This window comes from Burkholderia sp. BCC0097 (genome assembly GCF_902832985.1).
Classification (GTDB): Bacteria; Pseudomonadota; Gammaproteobacteria; order Burkholderiales; family Burkholderiaceae; genus Burkholderia; species Burkholderia orbicola.
The window spans coordinates 940,484-953,925 of sequence record NZ_CADFDM010000001.1; the positions used below are offsets into that span (position 1 = coordinate 940,484).

General features: G+C 67.1%; 11 protein-coding genes. 4 read left to right on the forward strand and 7 right to left on the reverse strand.

Going from position 1 to position 13,442, the window contains the following annotated elements; all coding sequences use genetic code 11:
* Window positions 1-75: 75 nt before the first annotated feature.
* The gene (locus HWX07_RS04160; protein ID WP_244129930.1) at window positions 76-1,407 is read left to right on the forward strand and encodes a HAMP domain-containing sensor histidine kinase; all 1,332 of its coding nucleotides are present in this window, start codon (window positions 76-78) and stop codon (window positions 1,405-1,407) included.
* 58 nt (window positions 1,408-1,465) lie between these two features.
* On the forward strand, window positions 1,466-2,149 hold the full coding sequence (locus HWX07_RS04165) for a response regulator transcription factor (protein ID WP_175875280.1): 684 nt from the start codon (window positions 1,466-1,468) through the stop codon (window positions 2,147-2,149).
* Window positions 2,150-2,227: 78 nt separating this feature from the next.
* On the opposite strand, the gene HWX07_RS04170 is transcribed toward HWX07_RS04165, so the two are convergent.
* The gene (locus HWX07_RS04170) at window positions 2,228-2,500 is read right to left on the reverse strand and encodes a DUF4148 domain-containing protein (RefSeq protein ID WP_175875281.1); all 273 of its coding nucleotides are present in this window, start codon (window positions 2,498-2,500) and stop codon (window positions 2,228-2,230) included.
* Between the two features lie 329 nt (window positions 2,501-2,829).
* Between HWX07_RS04170 and HWX07_RS04175 the strand changes: the two genes are divergently transcribed.
* The gene (locus HWX07_RS04175) at window positions 2,830-4,005 is read left to right on the forward strand and encodes a porin (protein ID WP_175875282.1); all 1,176 of its coding nucleotides are present in this window, start codon (window positions 2,830-2,832) and stop codon (window positions 4,003-4,005) included.
* Window positions 4,006-4,089: 84 nt separating this feature from the next.
* On the opposite strand, the gene HWX07_RS04180 is transcribed toward HWX07_RS04175, so the two are convergent.
* From HWX07_RS04180 to HWX07_RS04200, 5 genes are all read right to left on the reverse strand, one after another.
* Complete coding sequence (locus HWX07_RS04180) at window positions 4,090-5,556, reverse strand: efflux transporter outer membrane subunit (protein WP_175875283.1); 1,467 nt, start codon at window positions 5,554-5,556, stop codon at window positions 4,090-4,092.
* Window positions 5,549-6,754, reverse strand: a complete 1,206-nt coding sequence (locus tag HWX07_RS04185) for an efflux RND transporter periplasmic adaptor subunit (protein ID WP_175875284.1) — start codon at window positions 6,752-6,754, stop codon at window positions 5,549-5,551. Before HWX07_RS04185 ends, HWX07_RS04180 begins: the two co-directional genes overlap by 8 nt.
* On the reverse strand, window positions 6,744-9,998 hold the full coding sequence (locus HWX07_RS04190; protein WP_175875285.1) for an efflux RND transporter permease subunit: 3,255 nt from the start codon (window positions 9,996-9,998) through the stop codon (window positions 6,744-6,746). Before HWX07_RS04190 ends, HWX07_RS04185 begins: the two co-directional genes overlap by 11 nt.
* A gap of 154 nt (window positions 9,999-10,152) precedes the next feature.
* Window positions 10,153-10,827 (reverse strand): response regulator transcription factor, encoded by a 675-nt coding sequence (locus HWX07_RS04195; protein WP_175875286.1) that lies wholly within the window; start codon window positions 10,825-10,827, stop codon window positions 10,153-10,155.
* A 21-nt stretch (window positions 10,828-10,848) separates the two neighbouring features.
* Window positions 10,849-11,772 (reverse strand): LysR family transcriptional regulator, encoded by a 924-nt coding sequence (locus HWX07_RS04200; RefSeq protein WP_175875287.1) that lies wholly within the window; start codon window positions 11,770-11,772, stop codon window positions 10,849-10,851.
* 317 nt (window positions 11,773-12,089) lie between these two features.
* Here HWX07_RS04200 and HWX07_RS04205 point away from each other — a divergent pair, with 317 nt between their 5' ends.
* Window positions 12,090-12,464, forward strand: a complete 375-nt coding sequence (locus HWX07_RS04205) for a hypothetical protein (protein ID WP_027806140.1) — start codon at window positions 12,090-12,092, stop codon at window positions 12,462-12,464.
* A 109-nt stretch (window positions 12,465-12,573) separates the two neighbouring features.
* Here the strand turns inward: HWX07_RS04205 and HWX07_RS04210 are convergent, their stop codons facing one another.
* Window positions 12,574-13,332, reverse strand: a complete 759-nt coding sequence (locus HWX07_RS04210) for an SDR family oxidoreductase (protein WP_175875288.1) — start codon at window positions 13,330-13,332, stop codon at window positions 12,574-12,576.
* Window positions 13,333-13,442: the final 110 nt, after the last annotated feature.

The following is a 13,442-nucleotide window of genomic DNA, read 5'->3' on the forward strand; positions in this document are numbered from 1 at the left end:
GCTACCGTGGCGTCCGCCGCGCATCACGTCCAGCCGGCACCCGCGCGACGCTGGTACTCGAGTACGTTCCGGCTGGTGTCGGTCTATACCGTGACGTTCTCCGTGTCGGTCATGCTGCTGCTCGGCTTCATCGCATCGGTGATCACACACGACATGGAGCGGGAAACCGACACGGTGATCGATTGGCAGATGATCTACTTTGATTCGATCCAGGACGACCAGCTTGCCGCCGCGATCCTGCACCGGATCGAGCACGAGCGGATGCATACCAACTACTACGGGCTCTTTAGCGCGGACGGCAGGCATATCGCCGGCGATGTGCTGGCGTTGCCGGCCGGCCTGTGGCCGAACCGCAGCGGCGTGACGCTCGACCACACGATGCCGATCGCGGGAGACCAGGTGCCGCCGGTCGTCCGCACGATGGCGGAGCGGCGTGCGAACGGCGACGTGCTGGTGCTGGGGCGCGACCTCACGCACATCCTGCGCATCCGCGCGGCGATCATCCAGGCGCTGGTGGGCGGCGGGCTGCTCTGTCTTGGCACGGGCGTCGTGGGCGGCCTGATGCTCAGCGTGCGGCAAATGCGGCGTCTGAAGGAAGTCCGGCGCATCACGCAGTGTATTGCGCAGGGCGACCTCGGCCAGCGGCTGCCGGTCGGCGGACACGACGAGATCGATCTGCTGTCCCATCTCGTCAACCATATGCTCGAGGAGATCGAGCGGCTGATGAACGAGGTAAAGGGTGTCTGCGACGGCATCGCGCATGACTTGCGGACACCGCTCGCCCATGTGCACACGCTGCTCGCGCAGGCGGCACAGCGGGCGGAGCGCCTCGACGATGCCGTGCTGGAGCGTCTCGTCTCGCGGGCACGCCACGAGACCGACGTATTGCTCGATCGTTTCCGGGCGATGCTGCGTATCGCCGAAATCGGTTCCTTGCAGCGGCGCGGCGGATTTGCGGAACTGTCGCTGGAGGATCTGGTCATCGACGTCGGGCAGTTGTTCGAACCGCTCGCGGACAGCCGTGCGATCCGCTTCGTGCAGTCCGTCGAGCCGGTGGCGCGGATTCACGGCGATCGCGCACTCTTGTTCGAGGCGCTGAGCAACCTGCTCGACAATGCGCTCAAGTACACGACGTCGGGCGATACGGTGCGCCTGGAACTGCATGACACGCCGTCCGGGCCGCGCATCGACGTGATCGACAACGGCCCGGGCATCGCAGCCGACGAGCGCGAGGCGGTGCTGCGGTATCGGTACCGCAGCCGCCGTACCGGGCATCTCGCTGGCGCCGGGCTCGGCCTGAGCATCGTGTCGACGGTCGTCAACGTGCACGATTTCACGCTGCGGATCGGCCATGCCGAGCCCGGCACGCGCGTGACGATCGAATGCTGGCCGAGGTCGCTGGGATGATGGCCGTCCGGACGACGCGGCGTGTGTCGGCGTATGTCAGCCGCGAGGCCGGTTGACGATGCGCATCCTGCTCGTGACTTCGCCGCATCCGGAAGCGTCGTGGCTGCACAAGGCGCTGCAGGAAAGCGGGCACAGCGTGCCGCGCGCCGACGATCTGCGCGACGGCTTGTTCCTTGCGTCGCAGGAGGCTTTCGACGCGATCGTCGCGACAGCCTTCGAGCCCGGCAGCGATGCCGCGCTGATCGCGATGTTGCCGCGTTTCGTGGCCGACGGCGGCGGCGCCGCGCTCGTGGTGCTGATCGGCGACGCGTCGGCGCGCGAACGCATCCATATGCTGCGCGCGGGCGCCGATGCGTGTTTCTGCGCACCGTATTCGTTCATCGAGCTGCACGAACGCCTGCAGGCGTTGCAGCGGTTGGCCGGGCCGCGCGATGCGGGCCGTTCGATCGCGGGGGTGTCCGCGTTCGAGACACTGGCGCGCGAACTCGCGGACGGCAAGCTGCGCCTCGCCGTGACGCGCCGCGAATTCCTGTTGCTCGAATGCCTGATGCGCCATCCGAACGCGCCGGTGCCGCGCGACCAATTGATTCGGTATGTCTGGCAGGACAAGGAGGATGTCGATCCGTCGAGCGTCAATCTCGTGGTGTCGCGGCTACGCCGCAAGCTCGCGCGGCATCTGCCCGACGTGCGGATCGATACGGTGAGCCGCTATGGCTACCAGGTGACGCTGCCGGACGCATGAACGCGCGGTTTCGGCCGCGCAACGAACATGACGGGCGCACTGCCGATGGCAGCGCGCCCGGCCGCACGGTCGCCCCCATCAATGCGAATAGAGCGTGGAGTTCAGGTACTTGAGCTGCCCGTCCTGTTCGGCTTGCACGAGCTCGGCGTGGACCTCGGCGCGCGTCTTTTCGTGGATCGGCTGGCCGTAGGGCGGCACCCACTGGCCGGCGGCCTGGGTGCCGGGCGTGCCGTCCTTGGTGGCGGCCGGCGACATCCGCATCGGCTGGCTGCCGGTCAGTGCAAACGCGGGAACGGACAGCGTGCCGATTGCGGCGAGCATGGCGGCGGCGACGATGTGGGCGGTTTTCATGTCTGGAGTCCTCATGATGATCGAATGGGCATCTCCCCGGCGCGGCGTGTCGATATCGGCGTCGTGCACGAGTTGAGGACAAGCATAGAGGAGGGGCGTTAGCGGATCGGCATACGCAACGTGAAAAGAAATTCATGCATGGGCGTGCATTCGCGGGGGACGTGAAACCGGTATGTCGCCAGGATGAAGCAGGTTTCATGTTTCGGGCCGTTTCGATAACGGCGCTGTCATGCCCGCTGCCTAAATTGTGCGCCATCGCATCACGCACGAGCGGCCATGTCGCCCGGGCCGGCGATGCGAGCAGACCGATCCACTCCAACGAAACCATCATGAAGAAATATCTGGCAATTCCGGCGGCGGTCGCATGCCTGCTGGCGAGCGCGGCACATGCGCAGAGCAGCGTGACGCTGTACGGCACGATCGACGCGGGCCTGGACTACATCAGCAACCAGAAATCGGCCGCGGGCGCGGGGCCCGTCTACGGTGTCCAGAGCGGCAACGTCAGCACGTCGCGCTGGGGGCTGCGCGGCAACGAGGATCTCGGCGGCGGCCTGGCCGCCGTGTTCACCCTCGAGAACGGCTTCAACGTCGCGAACGGCAAGCTCGGCAATGGTGGCGACGAATTCGGCCGCCAGGCGTGGGTCGGCCTCGCGAGCCGCCAGTGGGGTACGGTGACGCTCGGCCGCCAGTACGATTTCCTGGTCGACTTCGTCGCGCCGCTGTCGGCGACGGGGTCGGGATTCGGCGGCAACCTCGCCGATCATCCGTACGACAACGACAACCTCGCCAACGACACGCGGATGAACAACGCGGTGAAGTTCCGCAGTGCCGACTACGGCGGCTTCACGTTCGGCGGTGCGTACGGCTTCAGCAATCAAGGCGGCGGATTCAGCAACGACAACACGTACAGCGTCGGCGCGCAGTACGTGAACGGCCCGGTCGACCTCGCCGTCGCGTACCTGCAGTCGAACCAGCCGGGCGGTGTCGACGCGCCGCAGAACACCGGCGGGTCGCTGAGCAGTTCGGATGGCGATGCGATGCTGGCCGGCGGCCGCTGGCGCACGTTCGGCGCCGGCGCGCACTATGCGTTCGACCATGCCGCGATCGGCTTCGTCTACACCAGAACGATCCTGAACGATCCGCGCGAGCTGTCGCAGGGCGGCGCGTACGGCCGCGTGAACGGCCAGTTGCTGACCTTCAGCAACTACGAACTGAATGCGCGTTATTTCCTGACGCCGGCCCTCTCGCTGGGCGGCGCCTATACGTTCACGCAGGGCCGCTTCGACGATGCGGGCCGTGGCATCGCGCCGAAGTGGAACCAGTTCATGCTGCAGGCCGACTATGCGCTGTCACGCCGCACCGACCTCTATCTGGAAGGCGTGTATCAGCGCGTGACGGGCGCGGACGGCGTCGCGGTGCTTGGCCACGCGGGGATCTTCAACCTGGCCGCATCAGGCAACGATCGTCAGGCCGTCGTCGCGGCCGGTATCCGTCACAAGTTCTGAGTGGCCGGGCTGATTTAAAAAACGGCACCCGTCATCGCGACGGGTGCCTTGAAATGCGACACGCCTCGTCATGTCGCAAGGGATTCAGTTCGCTAAACTAGCCATCGTCGCGGCCGGTGCCTGCGTACCGGGTGGGGTTTCATCGATCGACCACCCGCCGCCCAGCGCGGCGATCAAGCCCACCGCCGCGAGTTGTCGACGCGTGTCCAGCTCCAGCATCGCGATCTTCGTATCGAGCTCGGTGGTCTGCGCCGTCACGACGTCGAGATAGCTGACGACGCCGTCCCGATAGCGCGACATCGACAACTGCAACGTGCGTTCGGCCGCGTCGAGCGCTTCCTGTTCGCGATCGGCTTCGTCGCCGAGGTGATGCGTGAGCGCGAGGTTGTCTTCCACCTGCTGGCACGCTTCGAGCACCACCGCGCGGTATTTCGCGCCGTTCTCGGCCAGTTGCGCGCGCGCCTGGTCGGTGAGCGCCTGGCGCCGGCCGCCGTCGAACAGCGTCAGCGCGAGACTGGGCCCGATCGACCAGATCTCGTTCGGCGCGCGGAGCCAGTGGCCGAGGCCCGAGCTCTGGTACCCGCCGACCAGCCCAAGCGTGACGTCGGGGAAGAACGCCGCGCGCACCACGCCGATCTTCGCGTTGGCGGCGGCCATGCGCCGCTCGGCGGCCGCGACGTCGGGCCGCCGCTGCAGCAGCGTCGCGGGAATGCCGGTCGGGATCGTCGGCAGATACGCCGCGTTCAGGTCCGGCGTCAGCGAGAACGCCGCCGCCGGTACGCCCGTGAGCGTCGCGATCGAGTGCTCGTAGAGCGCGCGTCGCGCCCGTACGTCCTCGGCCGACGCACGGGCCGAATCGAGCTGCGTCCGCGCGCGCGACACGTCGAGATCGGACGCGATACCGCCCGCGTGCCGGCTCATCGTCAGGCGCAGCGCGCGCTGATACGTGTCGATCGTATCGGCTAGCAGCTGTTGCTGCTGGTCGAGCCCGCGCAGGCTGAAGTACGCGCTGGCGAGGCTGGCCTGCAGGCTCAGCCGCACCGACGCGAGATCGTCGGCGCTGGCCTGCGCGTCGGCGCGCCCGGCCGCGACTTCGTTCCGCACTTTCCCCCACAGGTCGAGGTCGTAGTCGAAGCCCGCGTCGAGCGTGTTGTCGCCATAGACGTTCGGCTGGTTCGAGCCGCGCAGCGGCCGCGTGGCCGATTGGCGGTTGCTCGAGATCTGCGCGCCGAGGCCGATGGTCGGGAAGAGGCCCGAGCGTGCCTGATCGAACAGCGCGGCCGCTTCGTCATGGCGGGCCACGGCCGCGGCCACGTCGGGGTTCGCCGCGGCTACCCGTGCTTCGAGCCGGTCGAGCACGGGATCGCGGAACGCTTTCCACCAGCCGTCGCGCGCGATGCGGTCGGCCGGCTTCGCGGCCTGCCAGCCGCCGGCTTCCTTGAAGCTGGCGGGCAGCGCCGTTTGCGGCGCGTGATAGGCGGGCGCGAACGAGCACGCGGACAGGAACGCGACGCCGGCGAGCATCGCGCAGAGCCGAAGCCGGTTAGCCATGCGCACGCTCCGTATCGCGCGCGGCCGACGCAACGGTGCGGACCGGCGCCGCGAGCCTGACCGGGTCGCCGGCGGCGAGCGAGTCGGGCGGATTGTCGATCACGCGGTCGTCCGGCGCGAGGCCGGTCGCGATCTGCACGTGCGTGCCGAGATCGGTCGCGATCGTCACGGGCTTGAAGATCGCGCGATCGTTCTTGCCGACCACGGCGACCTGCAGGCCGGCCTGCCGGAAGATCAACGAGCTGGCCGGAATCGTCAGCACGTGGGTGCTGCCGGCCGGCAGCGCGAAATGCACCTCGGTGTATTCGCCGGGAATCAGCTTGCCTGCGGCGTTGTCGACCATCAACTGCACGAGCAGCGTGCCGGTCGAATCGGCGATCGAGTCGTCGGTGTCGGCGAGCGTCGCACGGAAGGTCTCGCCCGGATGCTCCGGCACGGTCAGCGTGGCCGTCATGCCGGGCCGGATCGCGGCGGCCTCGTTCTGCGGCACGCTCACGTAGACGCGCATCCGGTGGACGTCGGACACCGCGAACAGCTCCGGGCCGGCGCCGCCGCCGGCCGAGATCAACTGGCCGATGTCGGTCTTGCGCGCGGTGACGACGCCGTCGAACGGCGCGACGATGCGCTTGAACGCCTCCAGCGCGTCGAGGCGGCGCACGTTGGCCTCGTTGGCCGCGACGATCGCCTGCTTGGCCGCGAGGTCGCTGGTCTTCTCGTCGGTTTCCTGCTGCGACACCGAATCCTGCGCGAGCATCCGGGTCCAGCGCGCGGCCGTGGACGCGGCAAGCTTCTCGTTGGCGAGCGAGCTCTGCAGGTCGGCCCGAGCCTGCTGCAGTTGCTGGTCGAGTTCGGGCGTATCGATCAACCCGAGCAGTTGCCCCGACTTCACGTGCGCGCCGATGTCGGTGTACCACGCATGCAGGTAGCCCGATACCTGCGCGTGGATCGGTGCACTCTCGAACGCGGACAGGTGGCCGGGCAGCACGAGCGTCGCGCCGTCGCCGCCGGTCGACGGCGTGTACGCGACCACGGTCGGCACCGCTTGTTCGGCGGACCAGGTCGTCATTTCCTGTTTCGCGTGCGCGCGGCCGACGATGCCGGTCGCCACGATGCCGGCCGCGATCAGCGCGGTGAGCGTGGCGACGAGCTTGAGGTTGGGCAGCCGTTTCGGCGACTTGATATCGATCTCAGTGGACATGGGAAGCTCCGGACGCGGAAGGGGAGGAAGCGCGGGACGCGTCGTGCTTGAGCGCGTCGCGCCGATGCACGAGGCTGAATACGACAGGCACGAAGAACAGCGTGGCGATCGTCGCGCACGCGAGGCCGCCGATCACGGCGCGGCCGAGCGGCGCGTTCTGCTCGCCGCCGTCGCCGAGGCCGAGCGCCATCGGGGCCATGCCGATGATCATCGCGAGCGCGGTCATCAGCACCGGGCGAAAACGCGTGAAACCGGCTTCGAGCGCGGAGGCCAGCGCGTTGCCGGTTTCGGCCAGGCGCTCGCGCGCGAAACTGACGACGAGGATCGAGTTGGCGGTGGCCACGCCCATGCACAGGATCGCGCCGGTTAGCGCCGGCACCGACAACGGCGTATGCGTGGTGAACAGCATCCAGACGATGCCGGCCAGCGCCGCCGGCAGTGCCGAGACGATCACGAATGCGTCGGCCCACGAGTGGAAGTTCACGACGATCAGCAGGTAGATCAGCACGATCGCGCCGACGAGGCCGAGCAGCAGGCCGGCGAACGCGCCGTTCATGGTCTGCACCTGGCCGCGCAGCGTGACGGTCGAGCCCTTGGGCAGATCCTTCGCGGTGGCCTTGACGACATCGTCGATGTCGGCCGCGACCGCGCCGAGGTCGCGCCCCTGGGTGGTCGCGTAGATGTCGAACAGCGGCTCGATGTTGTAGTGCGACACCACCGCGTTGCCGACCCCGCGCGTGATCGTGGCCAGGCCGCCCAGCAACTGGGACTGGCCGTTCGCGCCGGTGACCGGCAGATTCTGCAGCGCCGACAGCGTGGTCATCCGGTACTGCGGCGTTTGCGCGACGATCGGATAGGACACGCCGTTGCGCGGGTTGAGCCAGTAGGTCGGGTCGACCTGGCTGGTGCCGGCGAGCGTCGCGACCACCGAGTTCGTCACGTCCTGCTCGGTGATGCCGAGCTGGTCGGCGCGCGTGCGGTCGACCGTCACCGTGAACTGCGGATAGGTGCTGGCCTGCTGGATGCGCGGGTCGGCGACGCCCGCGATCAGGCGCAGCTTGCGGTACAGCTCGTGCGCATAAGCGAGATTGGCCTGCTGGTTGGGGCCGGCCACTTGCAGGTCGACCGGGGCCGGCGCGCCGAAGTTGAGGATCTGGCTGACGATGTCGGCGGGCAGGAACGAGAACGTGGTGCCCGGATAGGCGCGCGGCAGGCGTTCGCGCAGCGTGTGCACGTAGTCGGCGGTCGGCGCGTGATCGCGCGACAGCGAGATCAGGATGTCGCCGTCCTGCGGGCCGAGCGTGCCGCTGTTGTTGTAGGTCAGGTTGATCCCGCTGTTCGGCAAGCCGATGTTGTCGATCACTTCGCGCAACTGCGCGGGCGGAATCACGCCGCGAATCGTGTTCTCGATGCGGTCGAGCTCGGCGGCGGTTTCCTCGACCCGCGTGCCGACCGGCGCACGCACGTGCAGCGCGATCTCGCCGGAATCGATGGTCGGGAAGAAGTTGCGACCGAGCGACGGTGCGAGCAGGAAGGACGCGGCCACGATGCAGAGGAAGGCGACGACGAACGGCTTGCGGCGCGTGAGCGCGAGGCCCAGCAGGATTCGGTACGACGCGCGCACGGACTCGAAGCGGCGCTCGAATGCACGCTGGAAGCGCACCAGCGGATTGCGCGACGGCGGGACGTCGTGCGCGCCGGCATGGCCCGCGTGCGGATCCATCACCGCGGCCAGTTCGCCCGATGCGTGACCGGCCGACGCATGCGGCTTGAGCAGGTATTGCGCGAGCATCGGCACGAAGGTGCGCGACAGCACGAACGACGACACCATCGAGAAGATCACCGCCTTGGCCATCGGCACGAACAGAAAGCGCGAGATGCCGTCGAGCATCAGCATCGGCACGAATACGATGCAGATGCACATCAGCGAGACGAGCGCCGGCATCACGATCTGTTTCGCGCCGTCGACGATCGCGGTGCGCGTGTCCTTGCCCTGTTCGAGGTGCCAGTTCACGTTCTCGATCGTCACCGTCGCATCGTCGACCAGGATCCCGACCGCGAGCGCGAGGCCGCCCAGCGTCATCACGTTGAGCGTTTCGCCGGTGGCCGCGAGCAGCGCGATCGCCGAGAGCACGGCCAGCGGGATCGACGCGGCGATGATCAGCGTCGAGCGCCACGAGCCGAGAAACAGCAGGATCATCAGCGAGGTCAGCGCGGCGGCGATGATGCCTTCGCGCGCCACGCCGCTGACGGCGCCGTTCACGAAGGTCGACTGGTCGCCCATCGTGACGAGCTTCAGGCCCGGCGGCAGCGTCTGTTCGACCAGCGGCAGCTTCGCCTTCACGCCGGCGATGATGTCGAGCGTCGATGCCGAGCCGTTCTTCAGGATGCTCATCAGCACCGCGCGGTGGCCGTCCACGCGCACGATGTTGCCCTGCGGCGGGTAGCCGTCGCGCACGTGGGCGACGTCACGGATATAAATCGTCGTGCCGCCGACCGACTTGATCGGCAGGTCGTTCAACGCGTCGAGCGAGAGCGGGCTGTTGTTGAGCTTGATGTTGTATTCGAAGCGGCCGATCTTCTGCGTGCCGGCCGGGATGATCTGATTCTGCTGCGCGAGCGCGTGCGCGACGTCCTGCGCCGACAGCCCTTTCGACTGCAGCGCCTGCGGGTCGAGATCGATCTGCACTTCACGTGTCTTGCCGCCGTACGGCGTCGGAATCGCGACGCCGGGCACCGACAGCAACTGCGGCCGAATGAAGTTGACCGCGTAATCCCCCAGCTTCTGTTCGTCGAGCGTGTTGCTGGTGAGTGCGATCTGCAGCACGGGCACGGTCGACGCGTTGTAGTTGAGGATCTGCGGCGGCGTGGTGCCGGGCGGCATCTGCTTGAGCACGGTCTGCGAGATCGACGTGACCTGCGCGGTCGCCGTGCGGATATCGACGGTCGGCTGGAAGAAGATCTTCACGATGCCGTAGCCGCGAAACGACTGCGACTCGATGTGCTGGACGTCGTTGACCGTCGTGCCGAGCGTGCGCTCGTAGTAGGTGATCACGCGTCCGGACATGTCGTCCGGCTGCAGGCCGGCGTAGTTCCACACGACGCTGATCACCGGAATGCGGATGTCCGGGAAGATGTCGATGGGCGTTCGGACCGCCGCAAGCGGGCCCGCGATCAGGATCAGCAGCGCCAGTACGACGAACGTATAGGGCCGCGTGAGCGCGAGCCGGACAATTTTCAGCATGAGGTGCTGCTCCGTTCAAAAGCGTCGTGAAGAAGAGCCGGATGTGCGCGTCTTCGGGAAAACACCGATGCGCAACCGCTGACCGCATTCTGCGGAGCAGCCCCTAACAACGGGTCGCAAAAAAGATGAAACAAGTTTTAAGGTGCGGGCGCACTCAACCGAGCATGTAGCCCGAGCCGCGGATCGTGCGGATCAGCGGCGCCGCGCCGGGCCGGTTCACCTTCTTGCGCAGGCGACCGACGTGCACGTCGATCAGGTTCGTGCCGGGATCGAAGCGGCAGCCCCACACGGCCTCGAAGATCATCGTGCGCGTGAGCACGCGGCCGGCGTTGCGCATCATGAATTCGAGCACGCGGGACTCGGTCGGCAGCAGCGCGAGCTCGCGCGCGCCCAGCGTCGCGCGTCGCCGCACCAGATCGAGCGCCAGTTCGCCGGCATGCAGCACCGTCTCGACGCGCGTGCCGCGCGGCCGCCGGCGAATCAGCACGTCGATGCGCGCGCACATCTCTTCGAGCGAGAACGGCTTGACGAGGTAGTCGTCGCCGCCGGCGCGCAGCCCCTCGATACGCTGGTCGACCCCGGACATCGCACTCATCACGAGTACCGGCGTATCGAGGCCGACGCCGCGCATCGTGGCGAGGATCGTGAGCCCGTCGAGGTCGGGCAACATGCGATCGAGCGTGACGACGTCGTAGTTCGCGCTCATCGCCCGGGCCATGCCGTCGCGTCCGGTGCGCGCGACGTCGATCCGGTGGCCCGCGGCACGCAGCGCATGCGTGATGTGATCCGCGATCAGCGGATCGTCTTCGATCGTCAGGATGTGGGCCATGGCGTACGCGATCCGGCGGAATCAGGCCGCGGCAAGTTGCATCGCGGTGCGCTCGGGCGCGCGATAGTGATCGACCACGTAGTCGATGAAGCTGCGCACTTTCGTGGACAGATAATTGCGGCTCGGGTAGAGGATCGATACGCGGCGCGGGCCGCCGTTCACGTCGTAGCGTTCGAGAATCGGCACCAGGGCGCCGCTCGCGAGATCGTCGGCGACGAGCGGATGCGGCAATTGCGCGATGCCCATGTGATTGAGCGCCGCGATCCGCACCATCGTGTTGCTGGTCGATGCCAGCGCATTGCCGGTATAGATGCGCGACGAACCGTCGACATCCGAGAACTCCCAGTTGCGCGCGGCGCCGTTCGACACCGTCAGCAGGCAGTGGGTATTCAGTTCGACCGGCTCGACAGGCGTGCCGTGGCGCGCGAGGTAGTCGGGAGAGGCGACGATCACGTCGCGCACGCTCGTCAAGGTGCGCGACACGAAGGTCGAGTTGACCAGGCGGTGATCGTCACAGAAGCACACGTCGTAGCCGCCTTCCACCATGTCGACCTGGATATCGAAGGTCGTCACGTCGAATCGCACGCGCGGATGCTCGATGCGATACGTGGACAGCAGCGCGCCAAGCCCCGCCGCCACCGAGGTGGCCGAAGCGGCGATGCGCAGCGTACCGTGCGGGTCGCGATTGACCTGCGCGAGATTCGATTCGATCTCGTCGAGCTTCTCGATGATCGTGCGGCAGCCGTCGAGATATTCGCGGCCTGTCTCGGTGAGCGACAGGCTGCGCGTGGTCCGGTTCAACAGGCGCATGTTCAGATGGGCCTCGAGCATGCCGACGCTGCGCGTGACCGCGGCGGCCGACATGCCGAGCTGACGTGCGGCGAGGCTGAAGCTCGATAACTCGACCACGCGCGTGAAGACACGCATCGCTTGCAGTTGGTTCATGATCGGCGAGGAATGGAGTTGCCGGAAATGGGGGCGGCGCGTCCGTCTTCAGCGGGCTACGTCGACGCATCGCGCTGCGCCTGCCGGGGCGGGCAGCGAATTCATTATGGAAGGCACGCGTGTGTGAACGCTAAAAAAACAGCGCTGGCCGGATGAAATTTCGTTTAGAAAGCAGTGGTACCCGACGGCCGATGACGCGGCGCGTATTTCTGAAAAATTTCTAAAAAAAGATTCATGCGCGGATCACAAATCTTCAGGCGGCAGACGGATACCGAGATCGATAATGGGATCACGTAACCGCGGCAAGGACGACAGAAATGGCACAACCGTTGAGCATCAAGATGATCGAGGAGCGCGGCAAGCTCGTCGTGCTGATGTCGATCGAACGGGGCGCGGCAGTGCTCGATCCGGAAGATGTGGATGCCGTCATCCAGTACTTGAGTTTGCTGCGCGCGTCGATGCGGCCCGCGGTGCCGGAACGTCCGCCGCACGCGCAGCAATTCGTGACGGAAATGGATCCCTGCTGGTATGCCGAGCGCCATCCGCTGGAGGGCGGCGTGGTGCTGTTGATGCGTCATAGCGGGCTCGGCTGGGCAAGCTTCGCACTCCCGCCGCGCAGCCTTGAGCGGTTGCACGGTTCGCTGACGCAACTGCTCGAGGACGAGCGGCAGGCGATCAGCCTGCCTCACTGAAGCTGCCTGCACGCGCCGGCATTCAGCGTCGTCGTCACGGAGCGGTTCGATAGCGGCCCGGGCGTGAACGCTGCCGTCGGGCGTGGGCCGGCCCGGGCCGCGGCGCGCGCTATCCGCGCCCGACGAACGGCATCGCGGTTGCCATGATCGTCATGGTGAGGATGTTGGTGTCGAGCGGCAGATTCGCCATCTGGACGATCGCGTTCGCGACATGCGCGACGTCCATCCGCGCTTCGGGCGCCAGGCTGCCGTCCGCTTGCGGGACGCCTTGGGTCATCCGTTCCGTGAGCGCGGTGGCCGCGTTGCCGATGTCGATCTGGCCGCACGCGATGTTGTACCGGCGGCCGTCGAGCGCCAGCGACTTCGTGATCCCGGTCACCGCGTGCTTGGTGGCCGTGTACGCGATCGTATCGGGGCGCGGCGCGTGCGCCGAGATCGAGCCGTTGTTGATGATTCGGCCGCCCTGCGGCGTCTGCGTTTTCATCAGCCGCCATGCGGCCCGCGCGCACAGAAAGACGCCGGTCAGGTTCGTCGCGACGACGCTGTTCCACACGTCGAGTTCGTATTCGTCGAGGGAAACGACCGGCGCGTTGCGGCCGGCGTTGTTGAACAGGACGTCGAGCCGACCGAACCGTTGCGCGATCTGTGCGAACGCGTGGTCGACCGACGCTTCGTCGGTGACGTCGACGGGAAACACCTGCGCGTCGCCGCCGGCGGCGCGGACGATGTCCTGCGTTTCGCTCAACGACGCCTCCGTGCGCCCGAGCAGCGCGACGGTGAAGCCGGCCTGGGCGAGCGCGATGGCCGCGGCGCGACCGATGCCGGAGCCGGCGCCCGTGACGGCGGCGAATTTCTTCGAGACAGACATGGCTGGATTTCCTGCGGGTTGGGTGAGGGGAGGCAGGCGACGACCGATGGCATCGCCGCTTCGGCAATGTAGTCGAAATGCGCGACGTGCCTGTTGATGCGGAGCCGCGA